Source organism: Leisingera sp. NJS204 (genome assembly GCF_004123675.1).
GTDB lineage: Bacteria > Pseudomonadota > Alphaproteobacteria > Rhodobacterales > Rhodobacteraceae > Leisingera.
This window is the reverse complement of the sequence record NZ_CP035417.1, coordinates 1,219,796-1,243,930: the sequence shown is the minus strand read 5'-3', so window position 1 is coordinate 1,243,930 and position 24,135 is coordinate 1,219,796. Positions and strand designations below refer to the sequence as shown.

23 protein-coding genes and 1 pseudogene are annotated in these 24,135 nt (G+C 63.3%); 9 read left to right on the top strand and 15 right to left on the bottom strand.

Going from position 1 to position 24,135, the window contains the following annotated elements; all coding sequences use genetic code 11:
* Window positions 1–11: 11 nt before the first annotated feature.
* The 10 genes and pseudogenes from ETW24_RS06070 to ETW24_RS06025 form a co-directional block, all read right to left on the bottom strand.
* Complete coding sequence (locus ETW24_RS06070; protein WP_129370202.1) at window positions 12–635, bottom strand: RNA ligase family protein; 624 nt, start codon at window positions 633–635, stop codon at window positions 12–14.
* Window positions 636–780: 145 nt separating this feature from the next.
* A complete protein-coding gene (locus tag ETW24_RS06065; protein ID WP_129370201.1) occupies window positions 781–1,929 on the bottom strand; it encodes an alpha-D-ribose 1-methylphosphonate 5-triphosphate diphosphatase in 1,149 nt (382 codons plus the stop codon).
* Window positions 1,926–2,690 carry an alpha/beta fold hydrolase gene (locus ETW24_RS06060; protein ID WP_205877368.1) on the bottom strand — a complete coding sequence of 255 codons (765 nt, stop codon included), beginning with the start codon at window positions 2,688–2,690 and terminating at the stop codon, window positions 1,926–1,928. Before ETW24_RS06060 ends, ETW24_RS06065 begins: the two co-directional genes overlap by 4 nt.
* A gap of 52 nt (window positions 2,691–2,742) precedes the next feature.
* Complete coding sequence (locus ETW24_RS06055) at window positions 2,743–3,627, bottom strand: DMT family transporter (RefSeq protein ID WP_129370199.1); 885 nt, start codon at window positions 3,625–3,627, stop codon at window positions 2,743–2,745.
* A 129-nt stretch (window positions 3,628–3,756) separates the two neighbouring features.
* Window positions 3,757–4,821, bottom strand: a pseudogene (locus tag ETW24_RS06050) (alpha/beta hydrolase).
* A gap of 336 nt (window positions 4,822–5,157) precedes the next feature.
* The gene (locus ETW24_RS06045) at window positions 5,158–5,745 is read right to left on the bottom strand and encodes a GNAT family N-acetyltransferase (RefSeq protein WP_164982703.1); all 588 of its coding nucleotides are present in this window, start codon (window positions 5,743–5,745) and stop codon (window positions 5,158–5,160) included.
* Window positions 5,746–5,953: 208 nt separating this feature from the next.
* On the bottom strand, window positions 5,954–7,606 hold the full coding sequence (gene groL / locus ETW24_RS06040; protein ID WP_129370197.1) for a chaperonin GroEL: 1,653 nt from the start codon (window positions 7,604–7,606) through the stop codon (window positions 5,954–5,956).
* Window positions 7,607–7,671: 65 nt separating this feature from the next.
* Window positions 7,672–7,959 (bottom strand): co-chaperone GroES, encoded by a 288-nt coding sequence (locus ETW24_RS06035; RefSeq protein WP_027258120.1) that lies wholly within the window; start codon window positions 7,957–7,959, stop codon window positions 7,672–7,674.
* 185 nt (window positions 7,960–8,144) lie between these two features.
* The gene (locus tag ETW24_RS06030) at window positions 8,145–9,146 is read right to left on the bottom strand and encodes an isopenicillin N synthase family dioxygenase (protein WP_129370196.1); all 1,002 of its coding nucleotides are present in this window, start codon (window positions 9,144–9,146) and stop codon (window positions 8,145–8,147) included.
* A 156-nt stretch (window positions 9,147–9,302) separates the two neighbouring features.
* Complete coding sequence (locus ETW24_RS06025) at window positions 9,303–9,995, bottom strand: DUF2161 domain-containing phosphodiesterase (RefSeq protein ID WP_129372856.1); 693 nt, start codon at window positions 9,993–9,995, stop codon at window positions 9,303–9,305.
* 148 nt (window positions 9,996–10,143) lie between these two features.
* Between ETW24_RS06025 and ETW24_RS06020 the strand changes: the two genes are divergently transcribed.
* The 3 genes from ETW24_RS06020 to ETW24_RS06010 all read left to right on the top strand — a co-directional run bounded on the left by ETW24_RS06020 (window position 10,144) and on the right by ETW24_RS06010 (window position 13,198).
* Window positions 10,144–11,151: a TraB/GumN family protein gene (locus ETW24_RS06020; RefSeq protein ID WP_129370195.1), complete on the top strand. Its 1,008-nt coding sequence runs from the start codon at window positions 10,144–10,146 to the stop codon at window positions 11,149–11,151.
* Window positions 11,152–11,192: 41 nt separating this feature from the next.
* Window positions 11,193–12,173 carry a TraB/GumN family protein gene (locus tag ETW24_RS06015; protein ID WP_129370194.1) on the top strand — a complete coding sequence of 327 codons (981 nt, stop codon included), beginning with the start codon at window positions 11,193–11,195 and terminating at the stop codon, window positions 12,171–12,173.
* 104 nt (window positions 12,174–12,277) lie between these two features.
* On the top strand, window positions 12,278–13,198 hold the full coding sequence (locus tag ETW24_RS06010; RefSeq protein WP_129370193.1) for a manganese-dependent inorganic pyrophosphatase: 921 nt from the start codon (window positions 12,278–12,280) through the stop codon (window positions 13,196–13,198).
* 260 nt (window positions 13,199–13,458) lie between these two features.
* Here ETW24_RS06010 and ETW24_RS06005 read toward each other — a convergent pair whose 3' ends face one another.
* On the bottom strand, window positions 13,459–15,372 hold the full coding sequence (locus ETW24_RS06005; RefSeq protein WP_129370192.1) for a methyl-accepting chemotaxis protein: 1,914 nt from the start codon (window positions 15,370–15,372) through the stop codon (window positions 13,459–13,461).
* A gap of 223 nt (window positions 15,373–15,595) precedes the next feature.
* On the bottom strand, window positions 15,596–16,294 hold the full coding sequence (locus ETW24_RS06000) for a M48 family metalloprotease (protein ID WP_129370191.1): 699 nt from the start codon (window positions 16,292–16,294) through the stop codon (window positions 15,596–15,598).
* A gap of 60 nt (window positions 16,295–16,354) precedes the next feature.
* On the opposite strand from ETW24_RS06000, the gene ETW24_RS05995 reads away from it, so the two are divergent.
* From ETW24_RS05995 to ETW24_RS05975, 5 genes are all read left to right on the top strand, one after another.
* On the top strand, window positions 16,355–17,230 hold the full coding sequence (locus ETW24_RS05995; RefSeq protein ID WP_129370190.1) for a TIGR01459 family HAD-type hydrolase: 876 nt from the start codon (window positions 16,355–16,357) through the stop codon (window positions 17,228–17,230).
* A 198-nt stretch (window positions 17,231–17,428) separates the two neighbouring features.
* A complete protein-coding gene (locus ETW24_RS05990; protein WP_129370189.1) occupies window positions 17,429–17,872 on the top strand; it encodes a MaoC family dehydratase in 444 nt (147 codons plus the stop codon).
* An 801-nt stretch (window positions 17,873–18,673) separates the two neighbouring features.
* The gene (locus tag ETW24_RS05985; RefSeq protein ID WP_129370188.1) at window positions 18,674–19,606 is read left to right on the top strand and encodes a bifunctional riboflavin kinase/FAD synthetase; all 933 of its coding nucleotides are present in this window, start codon (window positions 18,674–18,676) and stop codon (window positions 19,604–19,606) included.
* On the top strand, window positions 19,603–20,085 hold the full coding sequence (locus ETW24_RS05980; protein ID WP_129370187.1) for a YcgN family cysteine cluster protein: 483 nt from the start codon (window positions 19,603–19,605) through the stop codon (window positions 20,083–20,085). The genes ETW24_RS05985 and ETW24_RS05980 overlap by 4 nt, the downstream gene beginning before the upstream one ends.
* Before the next feature lie 72 nt (window positions 20,086–20,157).
* Window positions 20,158–21,192: a threonine aldolase family protein gene (locus ETW24_RS05975; protein ID WP_129370186.1), complete on the top strand. Its 1,035-nt coding sequence runs from the start codon at window positions 20,158–20,160 to the stop codon at window positions 21,190–21,192.
* Window positions 21,193–21,216: 24 nt separating this feature from the next.
* On the opposite strand, the gene ETW24_RS05970 is transcribed toward ETW24_RS05975, so the two are convergent.
* Complete coding sequence (locus ETW24_RS05970; RefSeq protein ID WP_129370185.1) at window positions 21,217–22,047, bottom strand: LysR family transcriptional regulator; 831 nt, start codon at window positions 22,045–22,047, stop codon at window positions 21,217–21,219.
* A gap of 99 nt (window positions 22,048–22,146) precedes the next feature.
* Here ETW24_RS05970 and ETW24_RS05965 point away from each other — a divergent pair, with 99 nt between their 5' ends.
* Window positions 22,147–22,566: a hypothetical protein gene (locus tag ETW24_RS05965; protein ID WP_129370184.1), complete on the top strand. Its 420-nt coding sequence runs from the start codon at window positions 22,147–22,149 to the stop codon at window positions 22,564–22,566.
* A gap of 102 nt (window positions 22,567–22,668) precedes the next feature.
* Here the strand turns inward: ETW24_RS05965 and ETW24_RS05960 are convergent, their stop codons facing one another.
* Both ETW24_RS05960 and ETW24_RS05955 read right to left on the bottom strand, forming a co-directional pair.
* The gene (locus tag ETW24_RS05960; RefSeq protein ID WP_254695746.1) at window positions 22,669–23,502 is read right to left on the bottom strand and encodes an alpha/beta fold hydrolase; all 834 of its coding nucleotides are present in this window, start codon (window positions 23,500–23,502) and stop codon (window positions 22,669–22,671) included.
* A gap of 2 nt (window positions 23,503–23,504) precedes the next feature.
* On the bottom strand, window positions 23,505–24,107 hold the full coding sequence (locus tag ETW24_RS05955) for a 2-hydroxychromene-2-carboxylate isomerase (protein WP_129370183.1): 603 nt from the start codon (window positions 24,105–24,107) through the stop codon (window positions 23,505–23,507).
* Window positions 24,108–24,135 lie beyond the last annotated feature (28 nt).

Below are 24,135 nucleotides of genomic sequence, written 5' to 3'. Positions count from 1 at the left end.
AGGCGGCGGTCTCAGATGAGACCGTTTCTGATGATTTCCGCGTTCATCCAATGCACATCAGTCTGGACATGATCCGCGCGAACGTATTTGGCCAGCAGCCTTCGCATGTCCGCCTCGGAAAAACTTCTGGCTGTTCGGATCACACAGCCTTCCTGCCTCTCCAGATCCAACCCGTATATGGTCTCGTGCAGCACCTGCGCGGATGGCGGTCCGCAGTACAGCACCGGCACGCTCATAATCCCCAGATCTGCGAACCGGACCAGGGTTTGTTGCCAGGGCTGGATCACTCCGTCCAAGATCCAGGCGAACCCCAGAAAATAACTGGGCAGTGCCTCGTAGGCGATGGCATGGCGTGCATAAAGATACTCCCCGACAATCCGTTCCCTTTGCGCCAAGCCCGGCGAGACGCCCGCGGCAAAGGCCTTCATCCAGTCCCGTGACGGGTGATACCGCGCATCCGGGCTGCGCGGATGGCAGCCGCCGCTGTGGATCGTGGTGTTTTCCCCATCCATCTTCTCGGTGATGATCACCTCCGGTTCGGCCAGCAGGGCAGAAGTATCCAGCATGATCTTGTCATCACTGGCGGCGCCGGGCGATTGCGGCAGATGAAAGGTGCGTCCGTATTTCCGGGTCATGCCAGCAGAAATCCACAAAAGGAAATGTCTTCCGCTGCACCCTATCCGGGGCATCCGCCGGCAGCAAGGCAGGCCGGTGAAATCGGCCCCGCCGGTTTCACGCGCCGCAAAGAGGGCCATCCGGCCTGATGCGCGGCGCTCCCCCTCAGGCCAGGAAGCGGGCGGCAACATCCCCCGACATATAGCTGACCCGTCCACCCGACAGTGTCGCCGCCACCCGCTGCGTTTCCTTGTCCAGCACCACTAGGTCAGCCCTCTTGCCCGTCTCCAGCAGCCCGCGGTCGGTCAGTCCCAGCACCTGTGCAGGCCCGTCCGATACCAGCCGCCAGGCACCGCTCAAATCCATCAGGCCCGAGCGTTCCAACATCAGCGCCGCCCGGCGCGGGCTGGGATAGTGGTAGTCGGAAGCCAGCGCATCGCACAGCCCCATGGCGATCAGCTCAACGGCGGAGGCATTGCCCTTGTGGGAGCCGCCGCGCACCACATTGGGCGAGCCGAGGATCACCGGATCCCCTGCATCCCGTGCTGCTTCGGCTGCCTCAAGCGTTTCCGGAAACTCGGCAATCCGGGCGCCGCGGCCGCGCCAGACAGCGCGGTCTTCGGCGGTTTGGTCGTCATGGCTGCCAAGGCGCACGTCCAGCACCGTCAGTTCGCGGCACAGCGCATCCAGCCTGCCCGGCACCTCAGCCCGGCGCGCGTGCATGTCCTTCAGCATCTGCCAGTGAACCTCCGGGTTACGCCCCGCCTTCAGCGCCTGGCCGGTGAGGCGCGGCGGTTTTTTGCCCTGCGCCAGCCGCTCATGCGGCAGGTGATCGTTGAGCACCACATACGGCACCTGCCACTCTGCTACTTTGGCGGCGAGCCCGGCGTAATCCTCCAGCATGTGGATCTCAAACCGCAGCTGAGGCAGCAAATCGGTCACCACAGAACTGCGCACCGTTTTGATACCCTCAAACACCTGACCGGCAAACTCCGGGCCGCGCAGGCCGCCTTCCCAGGAGTAGAACTGCGCCAGCACCGCGGTGGTGATGCCATTGGCCGCCAGCTCTGCCTCGGCGGCCACAACCCCTTCGGCCATCTGCTTCATCGCGCCCCGGCGCGGCGCCAAATGGCGCTCAAACCCGTCGCCGTGCAGATCTACGATCCCCGGCAGCACCAGATAGCCGGTCAAGTCCACGGCGCGCCCCGCCGCTGTCTCCGATACCAGGCCGCCTGCGATGGCAATTTCGCCGCCGCGCTCCAACCCGCCGGGGCGCAGCACATCGCCGCCTTGCAGCGTCAGTTCCAATGTCATTTCTCTGCCTCTGCGCAACCGCCATTCAGCTGGCAAGCCTCAGCGATGATCTCTTCCACCGCCGCCAGCCAGGTCAGCGACGGTTCAAACTGCCCTTCCTCCAGGAAATGCAGCGTCTGCGCCATCACCTGCGGGCTGTTCATCATATAGGTATGGGTGACCGGCAGCGTCAGATGCGCCGCCATGCCATCCGCCTTGGTGCTGGCGACCGAGACCTTGCCGTCATCCGCCCCCGGTATAAGGGCGGAGAACAGCGGGTTCAGCGTCTCGCTGCCCGCAATTACCCCCAGTTGAAAATCAACCGGCGGCAGTTGTTTCGGCAAACTCTCTGCCCCGGTTCCCAGCTGCAGGCCCGCAGGGCCGTTCAGCAGGCCGAAAACCTCCCAATCGCCCAGCTCATCCACCAGTTCGCTGCCCTGGTTCGGCGGGCCCATCATCACCACCCGGCCCAGGTTCTGCGGATGGTTGCCCTGCAGCCAGTAGCGCAGCAGGATACCGCCCATCGAGTGGGTCACCACATGGGCTGTCTCTTCGCCGCAGGCAGCAAAGGCCTGCGGCAAGGTCTCCTCCGCCAGCACCTGGATGGTCTCCTCGGTGGAGGCATAGCCGGGCCGCACAACGCTGTAGCCGCGCGACTGCAAGACCTCCTCGAGCACCACAAAAGACGCCTCGCTGCGGGCCAGCCCGTGCAGCAGGATCACACAATCAGCCGCAGCGGGCGGCGGCAGCAGCGCCGCAGCAGCGGCTATCAGGGATTTCATCGCAATACGCATGGGGATCAGATAAGCGCAAACGGCGGGTGGTGAAAGCCCCTCAGCCGGCCTTGCCCGGCTCCTGCCGCGCGGCCTGCCCCGGTCCGCCCAGCACCACCAGCGCAATCCCCCCCAGCACCGCAACCGACCCCAACACCAGCCGCAGCCCGACGCTCTCGCCCAGCAGCACCGCTCCCGCAAGGATTGCAATCACCGGCACGCTCAGCTGTACGGTGGCCGCCACCGCTGGCAGCAGTTGCGGCAGCACCCGGTACCACAGCGCATACCCAAGCCCAGAGGTCACCGCACCGGACAAAACGGCCAGAAACACCCCGTGCAGGCTCACCACCGTGCCGCCGCCCGCCAGCAGCAGAACCGGCAGCAGCATCACGCTGGACCAGGCGAAATTCACCGCCGTGGACACCAGCGGCGCCTGCGCACCGCGCCCCAGCAGACTGTAGATGCCCCAGCCCAGCCCGCTCGCGGCCATCAGCAATGAAGCGGTTAATGGCACTCCGGTGCCTTGAGCAGGCCAGACCACATAGGCCAGCCCGAGAAAGGCCGCCACAGCCCCGGCGGCCTGGGCCGGCCCTGGCCGGCTGCCGCGCACAGCCCCCCATAGGAACATGGATATCTGCACCACCCCGAACAGAACCAGCGCCCCCAGTCCTGCATCAAGATCCTGATACGCCAGGGTAAATCCCGCCATATACAACGTCAGCGCCGCTCCGCCCCACAGGCTGGAAGGACGCAGGATGCGCTCCCGGCTCCAGGTCTCCAGCCCCCGGATCCAGCACAAAGCCGCCAGGGTCAGCGCCCCGGACACCAGCCGCCACAGGCCGAAACCCGTGGCATCCATATAGCCGCCGCCAACCGCGGCCCGGCCCAGGATCGAATTTGCGGCAAAGGCCAGCATGGTGAGAGAGACAAGCAGAAACAATCGCATAAGATGCCAGCTACAATGGAGCCGCCTGCCAGGCCAGTGACTTTTCCGTGTCAGCAGCAGTCCGGCGGCAGACACGCTTCTTTCTGGGCCAAAATACTCCCGCCGGAGGCAGGCCCGCCTTGCGGGTCTTCAGCGGCGGTCCTGAACATAGTCCAGATCCAGATCCGGCAACCGCTCCAGCGGGTAATCCGGATGCAGGGTCCAGATATTGTCGTGATCCAGCTCCAGCGGCCGCAGCGTGCCGCCCGGAAACGCCCGCGTGCGCAGCGCCAGCGCAATGTCCGACATCGCGCCGGGATTGTCGCGGAAATAAGAATGGCCCGCGCCCCCTGCCCCTTCCACCCGGATGAAATGCACCAGCCCAACCTTCTTCAGCGCGGCCAGCTCGCCGGGGGCGAAATCCGACGCATCCAGCCGCCCGAACCGCGCCTCCCGGGTCAGGATCGAGGCAATGGCCAGCGCCTGATCACCCGGGTTGATGTACACATTGACCTGCTCAAAGGCCGCAAAGACCCGTTCGCTCATCAGCCGCTGCCGCACAATGCCCACATCCAGATCCGGTGCCGCCAGCACCAGCGTGCCGGTCTTCAGCGTGATCTTGGGGCGCACGCCCCGCCCGCGCTCGCGGATCACCAGCTCCCGCAGCGCCGTGGCCGCCACATCCGAACCGCGGGAATGGGCAACGATGTCGATATCCTCCACCTCCGGAACCGAGGCCAGCAAGTCCAGCGTTTCCTTCAGATGAAAAACAGAAAAATCCCCTGCCTCCCGGTCGCGGAAATATTTGAACAGGCCGGAACTGCCCGCAGGCCAGGAAAACGCCATCGGCACCGAACGCTGCCCGGACTAATGCCAGATATTGGCCAGGGTGGTCAGCGCCTCATCAAAATCATTGTTGAACCCGTGCACAAACAGCAGAATACGCCCGCTACCCGCGCGCTGGACCTCAGCCGCTACCGCCTTGCGGAATTCTGCGGCATAGGCGGCATAATCTCTTTCCGCCTGCGTCTCGGTCACCACCCGGCCGCCGCGCCGCTCGGCCGGCAGCGGCGTCTTGGAAAACCGGATCCCGTCGCGGAACCCCGCCACTTTCAGCCGCGGCAGCCGCCCGCTTGTATTTGCATGGGTCAGCGCCACCAATTCCGGCCAGTCCTCGACCCGTGTGAACTGCACCTCTGCGGTGCCGAACGCCATCGAATCCGACCGCTCCGCCAGGTAAGTGACCGAACCGTCGCCATTCAACCGCTGCGACCGGTTGGTGACATAGAGCAGCCTGGGCGCGACCGTGCGCTGCGCCTCTGGAACCCGCTCCGCCTGGTAATTGCGCCCTGTTGAATACAGGTTCGGCGGTTTGGCCAGCCGGTCCACCGGCGACACCCCGCAGCCCGCAATCAGCAGCGCCAGCAAGAACCGGGCCACTATCCGCCCTGACAGTATCGCCATCCGCCGGTCCCTCCCTGTTGCGCGCTCCACTTCAGCGATTCTGAAGGCTAGCCCTCAAACATATGTCCGGCCAATGAAAATATCGTGTCAACCGGAGCCGCCGGGGAACGCCTGCGGATAGATCAGCTCTGCCTCCGGCACATCATCGCCCCGCCGCAGGATCAGCGTGTATTCCAGCGGATAGGGGCTGATGAGCTTTTGCGCCCGCTCCAGACTGAAGCCATAGCGCCCATAAAAGGAGGGCTTGCCCAGCACCACGATGGTTTCAGGCAATCGTTCCTGCACACCAGCAGGAAAGACCTCATAGTAGCTCTGCAAATGCTGTAACATCCGCGAGCCGAACCGCCACGGCCGACGATAGGCCTCTTCCTGCGGTCCGCCTGTCTCCATGTTCGGATTGCGCTCGGCCAGCTTGCCCCCCTGCCACTCGGGCAGCACCGCCATCGGCGCCAGACAGGCCCAGTCCGCGGGCGCCTGCATCCGGCTCAGCGCGAAATAGCCGCCGATCCTGCCCTCCCAGGGTTTCCGGAACTCATACAGCATGTCGCCGTCCGCCCGCAGCTGCCGCACCAGCCGCGCTTCCGCATCAGTCGGAAAGGCCGCCTTCAGCAGTGTATCCACTTCGTCAAAGTGCTCTTCATCGACCCCAGTCATGAAATCCGGCCCAACAACCATCACGCCCCTCCCGCATTCACCTTTGCACAAATACTCGCGCCGCAGGCAGGCCCGCAAGGCGGGCCTTCTGCCTCGCCAGAAACGAAAAGGGGCCGCCTTGACAGGCAGCCCCCAAATTTTTTGCAGTCATAGCGGTGCGGCTTCCGGCGGATAGGCCTTAACGGCCAATCACCTGTCGCCTCATCACAAATCCCGGTGGGATTTGTGATTACATCATGCCGCCCATGCCGCCCATGCCGCCCATGTCGGGCATGCCGCCGCCGGCAGCTGCGCCTTCTTTGGCGGGCTTGTCGGCAACCATAGCTTCGGTGGTGATCAGCAGACCGGCAACCGATGCTGCGTCTTCCAGAGCGGTACGCGCCACTTTGGCCGGGTCGATCACACCGAAGGCGAACATGTCGCCGTATTCTTCGGTCTGAGCGTTGAAGCCAAAGGAGCTGTCGGAGCTTTCGCGGACCTTGCCGGCCACAACAGCACCGTCAACACCGGCGTTTTCGGCGATCTGGCGCAGCGGCGCTTCAATCGCCTTGCGCACGATCACGATACCGGCGTTCTGGTCAGCATTGGCGCCTTCCAGGCCTTCCAGTGCTTTACCGGCCTGAACCAGAGCAACACCGCCGCCGACGATCACGCCTTCCTGCACAGCTGCGCGGGTCGCGTTCAGCGCATCGTCCACACGGTCTTTGCGCTCTTTCACTTCCACTTCGGTCATGCCGCCGACGCGGATCACGGCAACACCGCCTGCCAGTTTGGCAACGCGTTCCTGCAGTTTCTCACGGTCGTAGTCAGAGGTGGTTTCTTCGATCTGAGCGCGGATCTGGCCAACACGGGCTTCGATCTCGGCTTTCTCGCCTGCACCGTCGACGATAGTGGTTTCGTCTTTGGTGATTTCGATCTTCTTGGCCGAACCCAGCATGTCCATGGTCACGGACTCAAGCTTCATGCCCAGATCTTCGGAGATCACCTGGCCGCCGGTCAGGATTGCGATGTCCTGCAGCATGGCCTTGCGGCGGTCGCCGAAGCCCGGTGCCTTGACAGCAGCAATTTTCAGGCCGCCGCGCAGCTTGTTGACAACCAGGGTTGCCAGCGCTTCGCCTTCAACGTCCTCAGCAATGATCAGCAGCGGCTTTTGCGACTGGATCACCTGCTCCAGCAGCGGCACCATGGCCTGCAGCGAGGAGAGTTTCTTTTCGTGCAGCAGGATCATGCAGTCTTCGAGATCTGCAATCATCTTGTCGGCGTTGGTCACGAAATAGGGCGACAGGTAGCCGCGGTCGAACTGCATGCCTTCGACAACAGTGGTCTCGGTTTCCAGACCCTTGTTTTCCTCGACGGTGATCACGCCTTCGTTGCCGACTTTCTGCATCGCGTCAGCAATCTGCTGGCCGATTTCAGCTTCGCCGTTGGCAGAGATGGTGCCGACCTGGGCAACTTCAGCGGAGTCTTTGACTTCGCGGGCCATCTCTTTGATGCCGGCAACAACGGTCGAGGTCGCCAGATCGATGCCGCGCTTCAGGTCCATCGGGTTCAGGCCCGCTGCAACCTGCTTCAGGCCTTCTTTGACGATGGCCTGGGCCAGCACGGTGGCGGTGGTGGTGCCGTCGCCGGCTTCGTCGTTGGTGCGGGAAGCAACTTCCTTCACCATCTGGGCGCCCATGTTCTCGAACTTGTCTTCCAGTTCGATTTCCTTGGCAACCGACACACCGTCTTTGGTGATGCGCGGCGCGCCAAAGGATTTGTCCAGAACCACGTTGCGGCCTTTGGGACCCAGGGTCACTTTCACGGCGTCAGCCAGAATGTTGACACCGTTCAGCATGCGGTTGCGTGCGTCGGTTGCGAATTTGACGTCCTTAGCAGACATATTTCATTCTCCTCGAGAATTTCTGTTTGGCAGCGATAATAGGGGGGTCAGAGAAGCCCGCGGGCTTACTCGATGATCCCCATGATGTCGCTTTCTTTCATCATCAGCAGCTCTTCGCCGTCGACGGTGACCTCGGTGCCGGACCACTTGCCGAACAGGATCTTGTCGCCAGCCGAAACAGCCATCGCAATCAGCTCGCCGCTGTCCTTGCGTGCGCCTTCGCCGGTCGAGACGACTTGGCCTTCGCTCGGCTTTTCTTTTGCGCTTTCGGGGATGATCAGACCGCCCGCGGTTTTTTCTTCGCTTTCGGTGCGACGCACCAGTACGCGGTCATGAAGCGGTTTCAATGCCATCTTTGCAGCTCCTTAAAGGCTCAAAGGTTGTTATCCTTTGCCCCGCTCCCTGGCAGGGCAGTTATCACTCACATCTGCTGAGTGCTAACGAGGGGAAGCTAGGAATGCCCCCCTTCCTTGTCAACACGGAATCGGCAAAAAAATGAGGGCGCCGGCGCGCCCTCTGCTGTCTTCGGAATTTCCGCTTATGCCGCCTTGTCTTTCAGGTGCGCAAAGCTGTCCTTAAAGCGGCTGAACTTATGCGCGCCGCAGGCCACCGGCTGATACCGCGCCGGGTTTTCCGCGCTGACGCAGCTGTCCAGCGGCTGCACCACAGCCGCCGCGTCCGCATCAATAAAAAACGGGATCGAATAGCGCTCGCGCCCCGAGGCATTCACCACCCGGTGCAGGTTGGCCAAGTAAAGATCATTGGTCAGCCGCTGGATCAGATCGCCGATGTTGATCACAAAAGTCCCGGCAATCGGCGGCCCTTCGACCCAATCCCCATCGCGGTTCATCACCTGCAACCCGCCCACGTCATCCTGCGCCAGAATTGTCAGGCTGCCGTAATCCGTATGGGCGCCGATGCCCATCACACTCTCATCAATCTGCCCCTCTTGCGGCGGGTAATGCAGCAAGCGCTGGATGGTGATCGGGTCCTGCATCCTGGGCGCAAAGAAATCCGCCTTCAGATCAAGGCTGACCGCAATCGCCCGCATCAGCCGCTGCGCCAGGTCTTTCATCTCCTGATGATAGCCATAGACCGCGCGCTGAAACTCCGGCCGTGCCGCAGGCCACAGATTGGCGCCGAAAAACGGCGCGGCACCGCCGGGGCATTCCGGCCCGATGTCAAAACACTCCTTCAGATCCTTGGTCTTCTTGGGGTCGGTGTTTTCCCCGAAAACCTCGATATAGCCGCGCAAGGCCATCCCGGATTTGGAGATGTGCAGGTCCATCTTGTCCCGCAGCGGCAGATCGAAGAACGCCCGTGTCTCATCAAAGGCGCCGTTCACCACCGCTTCCGGCACCCCGTGGTTCCTGACGTAAAAGAACCCGGCGTTGGTCAGCGCCCAGCGGATTTCCTTGGCGACCTGAAACAGGCTGCCGCCGTTGTTCAGCGCGCTGATGTCGATCACCGGGATCTTGTCGAATGAGACCCGCTGCGCGCGCAGGCGGTCCTGCAGCCGGTCGATGTCCTGATGTGCCATTGCTGTCTCCCCTCATGCAAAGCTGCCCACCTCATCGGCCCAGAGGCGCGCAGGCTCAACAGGGAAAAATCGCAACTGAGTTGAATTTAAATCATCTGAACCTCGTAATGCGCGATGAGATAAAGGCAATTGAAGAATCAGATGCACGGATCAAATTCACCCGGACACCTCATCCGGCGCTTCATCCTCCCAGCTGCCTGCCCAATGCACCAGCCCCGCACGGCCCGCATCCGTCAGCTGATAGATGCCGGACGCCACCCGCTCGAACCAGCCGTAATGATTGCTGGCCATCAATTGCGTCGCGCGCGCTACACCGGTGGCTTTGGCAACAACGGCCCCTTTGCAGGCGCCCGCAACGGCCAGATGCGCCGCACAGGCCAGCGCATCCTGGCGGTAGGCCGTAACAATGCCATGCCGGGTGGCGCCGCCCGCATTGGGATCGCCGCGCAGGGTCTGAAACTCGCGCAAAAGCCGCGCCTGCTTCTTCTTTGACTTTCGCGGAGCATAAGGCCCGGGGTCGCAATGCACCTCTGCCCGGCCGTCCGCCAGCACCGTGATCAGCCCCAGTCCCAGCCGCCGGCACAGGGCCAGATTGTCCTTCATCATCCGCCGCGCCTGCCGCCCTCCGGGCCGCGGCACCGCGATATAGACAAGGTCGGTGACCGCCAGCCGGGCCACTGCCTGGTGAAACAGCGACAGCGAAAACTTCAGCTTCAGCTCGACAATCACCATTGGTTCGGCGCCGCGGACACCCACCACATCGGCGGCCCCCACCTCGCCCTTCACCTCATAGCCCTGCCCTTCCAGCAGCGCCTTCACCGGCGCATACAGCTGATCCTCGCGTTCCATCGCCCATGACTGGCAGGTCGCACCGCCGTTGGCAATCCGTGGCACGGATTTGCGGCCCGGACGCAGGGTTTTGCATTGCCGCCCCCGGCGCCGCACCCTAGGGTCATACATCCAGGCTGCTGTTCCGGAACCGGTGAGAGGGCTTAGAATGAAACCGATAGCACTTGCACGCGCCCTGGTACTTGGGCTGGCACTTGGCCTGGCCCTGCAGGCCCCTGCCGCCATGGCCGCCTGCCGCGGCATCGACTACCGCGACCATCTGCCCGCCGCCACCGAAGCACGGCTGGAGCGCGAGATGGCCGCCACCCCGTATTCGCGCGGCAACCACTGGGTCGCCACCAAGGGGAACCGCACCATTCACGTGATCGGCACCATGCATGGCGGCGATGCCCGCATGGCCAAGGTGATGCGCACCCTGCGCCCGGTGCTGGCACAAGCAGACGCCATTTATCTGGAAACCTCCGACTCCGATCTGGAACGCCTGGACCGGATGCCTGATGAACTGGCCCGCAGTTTCCTGCTGCCCAAGGGCCAGGAATTGCGGCACCTGCTGCCCCGCGACGCCTGGGAGCGGTTCCAGCTGACGGCCCAGGTGACCGGCGTCAATCCGGAGACCATGAACCGGATGCAGCCCTGGGCGATTTCAATGTTTGTGGTGCAAAGCGGCTGCCGCCCCTACGGCTTTGGCCTGCGGCGCGGGCTGGATGACCGGATATCCGATTTCGCCCGGCGCAAACGGATCCCGCTGGGGGCGCTGGAAACCCCGGAACAGGCGCTGGCGGCCATTGCCAGCCTGCCGCTCAGCGATCAGGCCCGGATGCTGGCGCTGGAGTTGGAACTGGTGCAATCCGGCAAACCCGAGGATGCCACCCCGGTTGAGGCTTATTTCGACCAAAGCGTCTGGACCTCCTTTGTCCTCGCCCCCTGGATCAGCGCCCAGTACAGCAGCTTCTCCGGCGCCGAGACCGCGCGGCTGTGGCGGCAGTACAACCGCCGCCTGCTGGATCAGCGCAACCAGCGCTGGATAACACCCATCCTGGCCGCCCGGCACGACCGGATTGCCGTCGCCGTCGGGGCTGCCCACCTGCCCGGCAAAAACGGTGTTCTGAACCTGCTGAAAGCCAAGGGTTTCAGCCTCGCCCCGGCCGCGTGGTAAGGCACCCCCCGCCCGCACTCAGATCTCAGGACCCTCCCGTTATGCGGCTTATCCTTTCCCTGTTTTTCCTCTTGCTGCCCGCCTCGCTGTGGGCGGCCTGCACCGGCACCGACCTGCGCACCGCCCTCGCCGCACCGGACCGCGCCCGCATCGAAGCCCGCACCGCCGCTGCGCCCTTTGCCGAAGGCAACCACTGGATCGCCCGGCGCGGCGACCGCACGCTGCATGTGATCGGCACCCTGCACATCAACGATCCGCGGATGGAGGTCATCACCGCCCGGCTGGCCCCCTTGGTGCGCCAGGCAGACCTTCTGCTGATAGAGGCCAGCCCCGCCGACAAGGCGGCGTTCGAGGCCGAACTGGGCCGCACGCCCTCGCTGATGCTGATCACCGATGGCCCCAGTCTGATCGACCGCCTGCCCGCGGCTGAGTGGGAGGCCCTGGCTGCCAAGGTCCGCAGCCATGGCATGGCCCCCTGGATGGCTGCCAAGATGCGGCCCTGGTTCCTGGCGATGACAATGTCATTCCCGCCCTGCCTGCGCCAGGACAAGGACATCAAACGGGGCCTTGATGTGCGGTTGAGCAAGCTGGCTGAAGAAGCCGGTGTTGCCCTGCAGTCGCTCGAAGATCCGATGAGCGTTATCCGGATGATGGACGCCGACCCGCTGGAAGAGCAGGTCCGCCAGCTGCGTGCCTTTACCGCCATGATGGGCGGCGGCCAAGACAGTTTCGTCACCACGGTTGAGGCCTATTTCGACCAGCAAGCGCTGAGCGCGCTTTACCTGAGCGAGCGGGACTTCCTGCAAAGCGGCGCCCTGACCAGGGCAGAGCGCGAAACCCTGTGGGCAGAGGCAATGGACGGGCTGCTCGACCAGCGCAACCGCAACTGGATCCCGGTGATCGAAGCGGCCAGGGGCGACCGCATCGTGGTGGCTGCCGGCGCCTTGCATCTGCCAGGCAAGGCCGGCCTGTTGAACCTTCTGCGGCAAGAGGGTTACAGGCTGGAACGCGCCCCGTTCTAGGCACAACGCCGCATTGCAGCGGCTGTGGGGTGACAAGCCTGCGCGCCAACCCTATAAGGCGCGCAAATCTCCCTTCGGACCTCTTGAGTGAACAGGACTGCCCAATGACCATCCAAGTTTTCGGCCATAAATCCCCCGACACCGATTCCACCGGCTCCCCGATCATCTGGGCCTGGTATCTGAACGAGGTGAAAGGCACCGCTGCCGAGCCCAAACTGCTGGGCGAACCGAACACCGAAGCAGCCTTCATGCTGCAGCGCTGGGGTTTCGAGAAGCCCGCGATCATCGCCGACGTGGCCGATGACGCGGCTGTGGTCATTGTTGACACCAACAACCCCGCCGAGCTGCCCGCCAATATCAACGGCGCCGATGTGCAAGCGATCATCGACCACCACAAGCTGGTCGGCGGCCTGGAAACCAAAGGCCCGATCGACATCACCATCCGTCCGCTGGCCTGCACCGCCACCATCATGCACGACCTGATGGGCGATGACGCCGCCAAGATGCCGGACGCAATCAAGGGTGCAGCGCTGACCTGCATCCTGTCCGACACGCTGGAATTCCGCTCGCCGACCACCACCGCGCATGACAAGGCCGTGGCCGAAAAGCTGGCCGCTGACCTGGGCATCGATATCGCCGATTACGCGGCTGAGATGTTTGCCGCCAAATCCGACGTCTCTTCTTTCTCCGACGCGGAACTGCTGCGTATGGACTCCAAGGAATACGCCGTCGAGGGCACCAAATTCCGCGTCTCCGTGCTGGAAACCACCGCGCCGGGCGTGGTGCTGGACCGCAAGGCCTCGCTGATGGAGACCATGACCTCCGTCGCGGCTGAGGATGGTGTTGACCAGGTGCTGCTGTTCGTCGTGGACATCCTGAACGAGGAAGCCACCCTCCTGGTGCCGAACGATCTGGTGAAAACCGTGGCCGCCAAGAGCTTTGGCGCCGATGCGGCCGGCGACACCGTGGTGCTGCCGGGCATCATGTCGCGCAAAAAGCAGATCATTCCGAACCTGAAAGTCTAAGCGCCGCTGCCGGCCCGGACTGCAAAAGGCGCCCCGCAGGGCGTCTTTTTTTGCGGCAGGACCCTCTCCGGCTGCGGTGCCCCGTCGAAACGGCGCTGCTACCACTCACTCCTTCCTGCGCACCTGCTGGAAACAGCGGCCTGTCCTTCAACAGCGGCCCGAACTTTGCGAAACTTCGGTCCCGCTGAAATTCCGGCCCGGGCGGGTGCTCAATATATGGCGCCGGCGGCCCAAAGGCAGCGGCGGCGGCTGGACCGGGTTCAGGCAGATTGCGCCTGAGGCGCGTCCCCGGCCGGGGGCCAGGCTTCGCTGCCATCATTGAAATCCTCCCAGCGGGTGCCGTCACCCCAGGCGTCGTCGGCAACCGGCACTGGCTGCGGCGGATCCGCTGGCGCCCGTCCTGCGGCAGCAGGCTGATCCGCCGGACGAGCCGGTTGCGCCGGCGGCGGGCCGTCGCGCAGGACAAACTGGCCAACCACCTGATTCAGTCCCACGGTCTCATTGTTCATGGCGCGGATCGCGGATCCGGATTCCTCAACCATGGAGGCATTCTGCTGGGTCACCGAGTCCAGCTGGGAAACGCCGATGTTGATTTCGTTCAACCCCTGCGCCTGTTCGGCGGACTCGCTGGAGATACCAGACACCAGATCGGCAATATTGGTCACCTGGCCAACAACGGTCGTCAGCGCCTTGCCCGCGCCGTCCACCTTTTGCACCCCGTCCTTCACATGCGCCGTGCTGGCACTGATCAGCGTCTTGATTTCATTGGCCGCATCCGAGGACCGCTGCGCCAGCGCCCGCACTTCGGAGGCAACAACAGCAAAGCCGCGCCCGACCTCGCCTGCCCGCGCGGCCTCAACCCCTGCATTCAGCGCCAGCAGATTGGTCTGGAAGGCAATGTCATCAATCACGCCGATGATCTGCGAGATCTGGTTCGAAGAGTTTTCAATCTCATTCATTGCGGCAATTGCGCCTTCGACGACCCGGCCGCTGTTTTCGACATCCGCGCGCGCAGTTTCCACCGCAGACTGCACCTCCTGCGCGTTGCGTGCCGATGAATTGACACTCGCGGTCATTTCTTCAAGTGCTGCGGCGGTTTCTTCCAGCGTGGCAGCCTGGCTTTCGGTGCGGCCCGAAAGCTCTTCAGAGGCAGTTTGGATTTCATCGGACTGCCGCTGAATGCGGGCGCCTGCCTGAACCACGTCGGCCATCAGCTCATTCAGCTTATCGACGGTCTCATTAAAGTTCACCCGCAGCGGATCGTAATCGGCGCTGAATTGTTCAGTGATCCGGTCGCTGAGATCCCCGTCGGACAGCCGTTTGAGACCGCTGCGCAACCGGTCGATTACCTGTTCGCTTTCCTCACGCAGGGCGTTCTGCTCATCCAGCGCGGAAATAACCCGGCCTGATACCGCATCGATGTCCTTGGCAATTTCACCGAAGTCATCGGCGCGCATCCGGTCGGCAACCTTAAGCCCCAGATCACCCTCAGCCACTTCCCGCAAGGCAGAGCGCAGCCGCGCGATCGGACGCACAATCGTCAGTGTCACCTGCCGCGCGTTGCGGGCAATCACCAGCAGCGCCGCTACAGAAAACCCGATTAGCAGGTAAAGCAACTGCATGTCATGGTCCCGCGCGCTTTGCGCAGTTTTCTGGGCAAACGATTTGATGTCCTTGCCCAGAGGCGCCAGCAGCTGGTTGAGAGCCTCATATTGTTCTTGCAGCTTGGGCAGCGCCGCCGCAGCGGCGGCAGCATCCGTATAGGCCAGCCCTTCAACGGCTTTGGCCGCCTGAATGAAAGTCTCTGCCGCCGGAGCAAGCTCTGCCACTTGCTGGCGGATTGCTTCGGACATTTCGACCTTTTGCAAGGCCGCAACCGCATCCCGGAGGCTTTGAATGTCGCGGGCAAGCTTGGCCTGAAAACGTTCTTTCTTGGCGGCCGGCCCGTCCGGTCCCACCAGCAGGGCGTGGACCGCACCGGCCTCGATCGCATCGTGCATCTTGTCGGCCATCAGCTCATGGCGGATGACCGCCGTGGCATTGATTTGCCGTTCCAGTTCAAGCTCGCTTTGCCACAGGCTGTAGACGGACATCGCTGCAAGCACCAGGACAGAAACAGTGGAAACCACGCCGGAAAGGACCAGCCGTGTTTTTATCGGAAGATTACGAAACATCGCTAACACACCATTGAGTTGCTTTCTATTCACCCTATGGGGGAGTCGTTAAGAAAGCCTTGGACACTCAGCAGCGCGACCCTAACGGGTGGCACCAAAATGGATCCGGGCCCCTTGCGCAGCAGATGCGGCGGCGCCGGTGCGGGGCGGACCGGAAAGGAACCGCCCCGCAGACCGCCCCCCTGCGGCAAGCGCCCAAAGTGACTTTAGATCACTGAATTTACTATATTTTTTGAAGTTCTAATTTGGCGTCGATCTGCTCCATCTTGGCCAGAACCCTTGCCAGACGCTCGGCATCAGGCGGATGTGTGCCCCAGAAGGACAGCCTGCCTGCTTTGGTCCGCGCGGCTTCTGGCCGGGCAAAGAATCTAGCGCCCTCGACCGGGTCATAGCCGGATGCATGGGCAATTCTTGTGCCCAGAGTATCGCTTTCCAATTCATAGGTCTGGGAATATGCAGTGGAGTCGGCCGCTGCGCCGACATCCATGCTGGTGCTGACCAGCGAAGGATCATAATAGCCGGAGTCCGCCGTGGCGGCAGCTGTTATCACCCCAAGGATCAGCGCTCCGGCCAGCGCCTGTTGCTTTTGTTTCTCGATATGGCGGCCCAGCAAGTGGCCGTCTTCATGGCGGAGGATAAAGGCCGCCTCGTCATCGCTGGCGGAATCCCGCAGCATCGGCATCGAGATGCGGATGACCGGCTTGTCTTCGCGATAGGTGAAATAGGCGTTGCGCTGCTTCATCTTGCGGTCAATGCCGATATTGACGTTGCAATCGAAGTTGCTGCGCTCGGCGGTCAGGGTTTCGCAGTATTTCCGTCCCGCCGGGCTGATCCGGGCCGCGACCCGCTTGAACCGGCGTTCTGCTGACGCCGGGTTGTTTCCACCCGTTGCGCAGGCGCCGCCCGTTGCGCCGCTGGCCATTTCCTGCGGCCTCTGCCATAGCTGGTCCGGCAAGATATCCACGCGCGAGAAGGCCCGGCCATGACCCAGATCATCCCCTCCCTTTCCGAAGTCTCAAGCCGTTACAAGGCGCTGTTTGTTGATCTCTGGGGCTGCGTGCACAACGGCATCACCGCATTTCCCGAGGCAGTGGCAGCGCTGCAGGCGTATCGGAAGCAGGGCGGCATAGTGGTGCTGGTGACCAATTCGCCGAAACCCCGTGCAGGTGTGGCGGCGCAGCTGGGACAGTTCAACGTCCCGGATGATGCCTATGACACCATCTCGACCAGCGGTGACAGCGCGCGGGCCGCGATGTTCACCGGTGCTGTGGGAAACAAAGTCTATTTCATGGGGGAATGGGAACGTGATGCGGGGTTTTTCGAGCCGCTGCATGTGATCCATGAACCGGTGGAGATCACAAGGGTGCCGCTGCGCGAGGCCGAGGGCATTGTCTGCTGCGGCCCGTTTGACACCATGGCGGATCCGGAGGTGAACCGGGCAGACTTCCTGTATGCCAAGCAGATGGGCATGAAGCTGCTCTGCGCCAACCCGGATATCGTGGTCGATCGCGGCGAGAAACGGGAGTGGTGCGCCGGGGCGCTGGCGCGGCTTTATACGGAAATGGGCGGTGAGAGCCTGTATTTCGGCAAGCCGCATCCGCCGATTTATGATCTGGCGCGGCGGCGCCTGACCGAACTGGGCCATGACTTTGCCGATTCCGAGATCCTGGCGATCGGCGACGGGCCGCATACGGATATTGCCGGCGCCATGGGCGAAAGCATCGATTCCCTGTTCATCACCGGCGGGCTTGCGGCCAGAGAGACAAAGACATCGGTCCAGCCGGACGCGGACGCGCTTGAGGCCTATCTGGCGCAGGAACAGTCCGCGCCCAGCTATGCCATTGGTTTTTTGCGGTAAAACACCCCGCGATAGCCCTTGCCCTTGCGCCGGGCGCCTGCTGATGCGATCAGACCCCGCCACCTTCGGCGGGGTTTTTCTTTGTCAGAAATGTCTTGATTTTCTGCACCTGCAAAGTAATAAAGTTGCGCAAGCGGGCAATCGAGCGCGCAAATGTTACAACGCCGCCTGCAAGACGCCAGGTGAACGGAGGATGAGATGTTGGACAACATGCCGCGCGGAACCATCTGCATTGAAGACATCGAAATGGGGATGGTGCGTTACCTGCGTAAAGTCATCACCGATGAGGACATCCAGAAGTTCGCCGAGGTCTCGACCGACCGCAATCCGGTGCACCTGGATGACGATTACGCCCAGGATACCATTTTCGAGGGCCGGATTGCCCATGGGATGCTGACCGCGGGGCTGATTTCGGCGGTGATCGGCGAGCAGCTGCCCGGCCATGGCACCATCTATATGAGCCAGTCGCTGAAATTCCTGGCTCCGGTGCGCCCCGGCGACATGGTGCTGGCCGAGGTCGAGGTGACCGACATCGTGATCGACAAGCGCCGGGTCAAGCTGGAGTGCCGTTGCATCGTCGACGGCAAGAAGGTACTGGTCGGCGAGGCCATGGTGATGGCGCCGTCGCGCAAATTCGACTGAGACCGCAAGCTACGGCAGGCAAGCTGGCGCCGCGGGCTCAGACGGGTCCGCAATAGATGGGGTGTTGCCCCTTCGGCCCCTGCCGGGCTGGGCTTCGCCCGTTCGGGTCTGAAATGATCCCCCGGATCATTTCCGGGACGACCCTCACCCCCAGGGTATTTCAGACCAGAAAGAAGCGCATTGGCAGCCGATTGGACCTTGGGCGCAGCAGGCAAAGCCGCCTGGACCGTTTGGTCTTGGCGGTTTTGTCTTACCGGCTTGTTCCGTAATCTTCCGTTTAGCGCGGGTCCTGTGCAAGGTGGCGGCGCCGCCGGGCAGAGGTGGACAGACCCCGCCGGGGCTTGCTCGGACAAGCTTGCTTGGACGACCCCCTTTTTATCAGAGCCGGTTATCGGGGCTGGTCTCCGGGGGATACGCAGGCAGCCACACAGATGCCTGCGCCTTGTATCATGGCCCTTGCTCGGGGTCATGGCGGGTGATCTCGATCACTTGGCAGCCTGGCATCGCCGCGGGAGGATCACGTGAAGGGAGCGTGCGGCGGCGGTGCATCACCCTGTGGCTGGGCGCTATCCCGCCCGCAAACAAGGCGCGCAGCGCCGCCGGGCAAGCGCCTGCCTGTCCTGGCGGGCCGGCGCTTTGGGTCTGGCACAGTCCCTTGCAACTGGGAATATGCTTTGCCGGGACAAACCGGCAGGCACCGGCCTGTTGTTGCACGCCCCACGGGCAGGTGCTCGGCCAGCCGGTACCCTCCACCGCCACTGGCCGCTTGAACCGCCCGGCGCATGGCGCTACGGATGCGCCATGCGTATCGTCAGAGATTATGAATTCGTCGAAGACCAGGACCGGGGCGCCACTGTCGCCATCGGCAATTTCGACGGCGTGCATCTGGGCCATCAGTCGGTGATCGAACTGGCCCGCAAGGCAGCTCCCGGGGCGCCCTTGGGGGTGATGACATTTGAGCCGCACCCGCGCGAGTATTTTGCCCCCGATGCGCCGCCCTTCCGGCTGATGCGGGCCGAAACCCGCGCCCACCGGCTGGAGAAGCTGGGGGTTACGCGGCTGTATGAGCTGAACTTCAACACCGCGCTGTCCAGCCTGACGCCGGAAGAGTTTGCCCGTGACGTGATTGCCGGCGGGCTGGGGCTGGCACATGTGGTGGTGGGCGCCGATTTCTGCTTTGGCAAGGGCCGTGCGGGCAATGCGGATGACCTGCAGCGGTTCGGCGCGCTGCACGGCTTTGGCGTAACTATTGCGCCTTTGATGGAATATTCTGAACACGCGGTGTCTTCGACCGCGATCCGCAACGCGCTCAGCGAGGGCAGACCGGCGGATGCCAAGGAAATGCTGGGCCACTGGCACCGCATCGAGGGCGTGGTGATCGGCGGCGAGCAGCGCGGGCGGGAGCTGGGTTTTCCAACCGCGAACATGTCGATTGAGGGGCTACACCAGCCGCGGTTCGGTGTCTATGCGGTGCTGGTGGATGTGCTGGACGGGCCGCATGCGGGCAGCTATCTGGGCGCGGCCTCGATCGGGGTGCGGCCGATGTTTGACGGCGTGGTGCCGAATATCGAAACCTTCCTGTTTGACTTCTCGGGCGATCTTTATGGCGCGACGCTGTCGGTTGCGCTGGTGGCCTTTTTGCGGCCCGAGCTGAAGTTTGACGGGCTGGAGGCGCTGATTGAACAGATGGATGCGGATTGCTCCACGTCCCGCGAAATCCTGGTGGCGCTATGAAACCTGAAAAAGACGTGATTGACCGTTCGGGTCTGGGTAAGCGTTTCTGGGAGAAGAAACCGCTTGCGAAGCTGAACCAAAAGGAATGGGAAGCGCTGTGCGACGGCTGCGGCAAATGCTGCCTGAACAAGCTGGAAGACGAGGAGAGCGGCGAGGTCGCCCTGACCCGTGTCGCCTGCCGCTTGCTGGATGATGCCAGCTGCCGCTGCGCCCAGTATCCGATCCGCCATCAGTTTGTGCCGGAGTGCATCGTGCTGAAGCCGGAAAACCTGGATACCCACGCCTATTGGATGCCGGAAACCTGCGCCTACCGGCTGTTGTGGCAGGGCAAGCCTTTGCCGGAATGGCACCCGCTGCTGACCGGCACCCCCGGCAGCGTGCATGAGGCCGGCGTTTCGGTGCGCGGCTGGACGGTCTCCGAGTTCGAAATTTCCGAAGAAGAATGGGAAGACCACATCATCGAAGAGCCGCTGGGCTGACGGCAGCCTGGGGTGCCCCGCAGGCCGGGCTGGAATTGCACAGCCTGCACCGCAGAAAGAAGGATCCCGCTTATGCACTTTGCCTCTGACAATTCCGGCCCGGCGCCGCAGCAGATCCTGGATGCCCTGGCCAAGGCCAACCAGGGCTATGCCATGGGCTATGGCGCGGATGCGGAAATGGCCGAAGTGACAGCAAAGATCCGCGCGGTTTTCGAGGCGCCGGAGGCATCGGTGTATCTGGTCGCCACCGGCACGGCAGCCAACGTGCTGGCGCTGTCGACCCTGGCGCAGCCCTGGCAGACCGTGTTCTGCACCCGCCCGGCGCATATCCTGCAGGATGAGTGCAACGGACCGGAATTCTATACCGGCGGCGCCAAGCTGACGCCGGTGACGGATGCGGACAAGATGACACCGGAAACTTTACGTGCCGCTATTGAGGGCGAGGAAGTCCGTGGTGTCCACGGGCCGCAGCGGGGACCAGTGTCGCTGTCGCAGGTCACTGAATTCGGCACGGTCTATTCAGTTGCGGAAATTGAAGCACTGGGTGCGGTGGCCCGCGAATACGCGCTGCCGGTGCATATGGACGGCGCCCGGTTCACCAATGCGCTGATCCCGCTGGGCTGCACGCCTGCCGAGATGACCTGGAAGACAGGGGTCACTGCGCTGTCCTTTGGCGGCACCAAAAACGGCTGCCTGGGAGTGGAAGCGGTGATCTTCTTTGATCCCGGCCACGCGCAGGAGTTCGAGTACCGCCGCAAACGCGGCGCGCATCTGTTTTCCAAGCACCGCTATCTGTCGGCGCAGATGCTGGCCTATCTGACCAATGACCTGTGGCTGGACAACGCCCGCACAGCCAACTCGAATTGCGCGATGCTGGCCGAAGGGCTGCAGGCCGCGGGCGCCCGGTTCACCCATCCTGCCCAGGCCAACATGATTTTTGCCGCCCTGCCCCGCAGCACCCATCAGCGGCTGTTTGCGGCGGGCGCGATTTACCATCTGTGGGACGGGCTGCTGCAGGGGCCGGAGAATGAGCTGGTCACCGCCCGGTTTGTTTGCGACTGGTCCTTAACCGAAGAGCAGATCAGCGCGTTCCTCAACCTGCTGTAAAGGGCGGCGGTGCAACGGGCTTTGTTATGGGGCCGGATGCTGCCAGGAGGCGCATAGGCTTTTGGCGATGGCGGCTGCAAACTGGGTTTTGCGGTGGGCCACCCCGACCTGGCGCTGCACGGGGGTGTCCGTGCTGAGCGGCCGCACCGTGATCCCCTGTTGCGCGCGGGCATGGCCGAGCGGCACCAGCGCCACGCCCAGCCCCGCGGCCACCAGATCCAGCAGCTGGGCGTCATGTGCAGCTTCAGCGACGATGGCGGATAGAGCCTGCTCCTGCAGCAGCAATTGATCCGCTCCGGGGCAATAGGGCCGTGCGATCAGCGGCTCGCCTGCCAGATCGGCCAGGGTCAGCGCCGCCTGCGCGGCCAGGGGGTGATCGCGGGGCAATGCGGCGCCATAGGTTTCCTGCCATAACACCTGAAAGGCGCAGCCCCGCGGCACGCAGCCATCGGAGCAGAACAGAATATCCGCATCCTCGCGGCTGTTGGTGAACTGGAACGTCAGCGCCGCATTGTCACGCCGCAGGCCGGACAGCGCCGCCTGGAAGGAAGCCACCAGGATGTCCGGCTGGCAATGCACCCGGACCGCCTGCGGTGCCCGTCCGGTCAGCCGCTGCTCCAGCAGGCTGAGCTGCGCCAGCACGGCGCCCGACTGGCGGTACAGCTCGTGCCCCAGCGCAGTTGGCGCAAGCCCGTCACGGCGGCGCAGGAACAGGGCGCCGCCATAGTGTTCTTCAAGTTTTGAGACCGCCGCCGAGACCGACGGCTGGCTCACCCCGTTCATCCGGGCCGAGGCGCTGAAGGTGCCGGTGTCATAGGCGGATTGAAAATAGCGGAGCGGGGCAAGATCCATCATAGTCAAAGACTATGCCAACAATAGGCATCAAAGCAATTAACTTTAGTACTTCTGCGTGGCTAGCTGTCTGCGAAAACAGCAGCACAGAAGGACAACACCATGAAGGACGCGGGCATTACGCAAGAGGCCGGGGCCACGGACCCCGTAATCGCGCAGGTACTGAAACATTTCGAAGCCGGGGATCCGGCGATCATGGGGCTGATTGCTGCGGATATCGATTTCCGCATTGATCACTACAAGGATGACGCCGATATCGCCTGGCAGAGCGCCACGGATATCGAAGGTTTTGCCCAGGTGCTGACCCGGCTGGGCCAGGAAGTGTTTCCGCAGGGCACGCAGATCCTTGCGGCGGACACGCAGGACCTAGGCAATGGCTGGTTTCTGACCCGGTTCGAGCAGCGGTTCTTCTATGCCCGGAGTGCAGCAATGGCAGAGAGCGTCACTTTTATCACCACCCATCAGGAAAACGGGAAGATGGATTTCTTCCGCGAGGTGGTGACAACAGTGACGGAAATCTGACCTCCCGGCGGCGCATCAGACCGGCGGCGCAAGCGAAACGCAACTGGGCCGCACAAGGCCTGCCGCAGGTCAAGAGCGGGCCGGTCGCGGGTCCGGGGCCTGTCAGTTGCGGGCCTGCCAGAACTGCCGCAGCAGTTGCGCCGTTTGCTGCGGGTGCGTGACCGGCAGCATATGGCCCGCGCCCGGCACGGATCCGGCACCGGCATTGGCCAGCCGGCGGCTGAACCCCCGGACAATTTCCCCGATCACGCCCGGGCTTTCACTGCCGTGAAGCAGCAGCACAGGCATGGCAACAGGATCCAGAGCGCCGGGGGAAAGGGTGCCGTTTTCATCGTCAAAAAGCGTCGGGTGGCAGGCCGGCACCACAGGGATAGCGCGTATCATCGCAGCACGGGTCTGTTCGGGCAGGTCGGCCCACTTTGGCTCTCCCGGCCCCCACATCCGATTGAACAGCCGCGCCATCAATGCAAGATCCCCGGCTGCCCAGGCCGCATCGATTGGCCGGCTGGCGGCTTCGAGCGTGGCGAATGCCGCCGGGGCGTCGGATTTGGCCACGGCAAACAGCACCGGTTCGATCAGCGTCAGGCTGCGCACCAGATGCGGCCGGGCCATTGCCATGCGCAGGGCCACGGTGGCGCCGAAGGAGTGCCCGATCAGATCCGCCGGTTCGCTCAGCAAGGCAAGGCCTGCGTCAACGTTCAGCAGCTGATAATTGCCGGTGCCGTCCCAATCCGGGCTGCGCCCATGGCTGAGCATATCGAAAGCGGTAAGGGTGATGTCCCCGGCCATCTCTCCGGCCAAACGGCGCCAGGCGCCGGAATGGGCCAGCGAGCAATGCACCGCCAGCACATTGCGCGGACCCTGGCCGAAGCTGCGCGAAAAGATCCCCTCGGGCCGGTCCGTCGCGCGGTGCGGCTGGCCGCCTGTCACGCGGATTGTCACGCGGCCTGCCCCGCCAGATGCGCGTCCAGGTCTTCCAGCCGGTCCTGTCCCCAGAACTTTGCCCCGTCTGCGGTCACCCAGAACGGCGCCCCGAACACACCGGCATTGACTGCGTCCTCGAGGTTCTGCGCATAGGTCTCCGCGCCGGCCAGAAGACCGCTGTCAGCCAGCGCCGGGTCGAAGCCGGCGCCTTGGAGGCAGTCGCGGATCACCGTATCCTCGGCGATGTTTTTCTCCTCGGCCCAGCAGGCGCGCAGGATCGAATGCACCAGTTGCCCCATATCGCCGCCGCCTGCGGTTTGCGCGGCGGTAATGGCGTATGAGGACGGCGCGGCATTGGCCGGCCAAAACGCCGGTTTCAGATTGACGGGCATGCCCAGCCTGGCCGCCTGCCGCTCCAGCTCAACTAGGCGGTATTCCTGGCGTGCGGGATGCCGTTCACCCGGAGGTGTGCCGCCGGTGCGGGCAAACAACGCCAGGATGTCCAATGGCTTGCAAATCACCTCGGCGCCGTGGCGCACGGCAATCTCCCACGGCCTTGTGCCGGCCAGATAGGTAAAGGGCGACAAGGTTGAGAAGTAGAAATCGAACGCTGCCATAGGCTGTATCTCCCGCTTAGAACTTTGC

Excerpts from the sequence above, each read along its gene's own strand:
- ETW24_RS06070 (WP_129370202.1), bottom strand. The coding sequence starts at position 635 with ATGACCCGGAAATACGGACGCACCTTTCATCTGCCGCAATCGCCCGGC.
- ETW24_RS06065 (WP_129370201.1), bottom strand. The coding sequence starts at position 1,929 with ATGACATTGGAACTGACGCTGCAAGGCGGCGATGTGCTGCGCCCCGGC.
- ETW24_RS06060 (WP_205877368.1), bottom strand. The coding sequence starts at position 2,690 with ATGAAATCCCTGATAGCCGCTGCTGCGGCGCTGCTGCCGCCGCCCGCT.
- ETW24_RS06055 (WP_129370199.1), bottom strand. The coding sequence starts at position 3,627 with ATGCGATTGTTTCTGCTTGTCTCTCTCACCATGCTGGCCTTTGCCGCA.
- ETW24_RS06045 (WP_164982703.1), bottom strand. The coding sequence starts at position 5,745 with ATGGTTGTTGGGCCGGATTTCATGACTGGGGTCGATGAAGAGCACTTT.
- groL (WP_129370197.1), bottom strand. The coding sequence starts at position 7,606 with ATGTCTGCTAAGGACGTCAAATTCGCAACCGACGCACGCAACCGCATG.
- ETW24_RS06035 (WP_027258120.1), bottom strand. The coding sequence starts at position 7,959 with ATGGCATTGAAACCGCTTCATGACCGCGTACTGGTGCGTCGCACCGAA.
- ETW24_RS06030 (WP_129370196.1), bottom strand. The coding sequence starts at position 9,146 with ATGGCACATCAGGACATCGACCGGCTGCAGGACCGCCTGCGCGCGCAG.
- ETW24_RS06025 (WP_129372856.1), bottom strand. The coding sequence starts at position 9,995 with ATGGAACGCGAGGATCAGCTGTATGCGCCGGTGAAGGCGCTGCTGGAA.
- ETW24_RS06020 (WP_129370195.1), top strand. The coding sequence starts at position 10,144 with ATGAAACCGATAGCACTTGCACGCGCCCTGGTACTTGGGCTGGCACTT.
- ETW24_RS06015 (WP_129370194.1), top strand. The coding sequence starts at position 11,193 with ATGCGGCTTATCCTTTCCCTGTTTTTCCTCTTGCTGCCCGCCTCGCTG.
- ETW24_RS06010 (WP_129370193.1), top strand. The coding sequence starts at position 12,278 with ATGACCATCCAAGTTTTCGGCCATAAATCCCCCGACACCGATTCCACC.
- ETW24_RS06005 (WP_129370192.1), bottom strand. The coding sequence starts at position 15,372 with ATGTTTCGTAATCTTCCGATAAAAACACGGCTGGTCCTTTCCGGCGTG.
- ETW24_RS06000 (WP_129370191.1), bottom strand. The coding sequence starts at position 16,294 with ATGGCCAGCGGCGCAACGGGCGGCGCCTGCGCAACGGGTGGAAACAAC.
- ETW24_RS05995 (WP_129370190.1), top strand. The coding sequence starts at position 16,355 with ATGACCCAGATCATCCCCTCCCTTTCCGAAGTCTCAAGCCGTTACAAG.
- ETW24_RS05990 (WP_129370189.1), top strand. The coding sequence starts at position 17,429 with ATGTTGGACAACATGCCGCGCGGAACCATCTGCATTGAAGACATCGAA.
- ETW24_RS05985 (WP_129370188.1), top strand. The coding sequence starts at position 18,674 with ATGCGTATCGTCAGAGATTATGAATTCGTCGAAGACCAGGACCGGGGC.
- ETW24_RS05980 (WP_129370187.1), top strand. The coding sequence starts at position 19,603 with ATGAAACCTGAAAAAGACGTGATTGACCGTTCGGGTCTGGGTAAGCGT.
- ETW24_RS05975 (WP_129370186.1), top strand. The coding sequence starts at position 20,158 with ATGCACTTTGCCTCTGACAATTCCGGCCCGGCGCCGCAGCAGATCCTG.
- ETW24_RS05970 (WP_129370185.1), bottom strand. The coding sequence starts at position 22,047 with ATGATGGATCTTGCCCCGCTCCGCTATTTTCAATCCGCCTATGACACC.
- ETW24_RS05965 (WP_129370184.1), top strand. The coding sequence starts at position 22,147 with ATGAAGGACGCGGGCATTACGCAAGAGGCCGGGGCCACGGACCCCGTA.
- ETW24_RS05955 (WP_129370183.1), bottom strand. The coding sequence starts at position 24,107 with ATGGCAGCGTTCGATTTCTACTTCTCAACCTTGTCGCCCTTTACCTAT.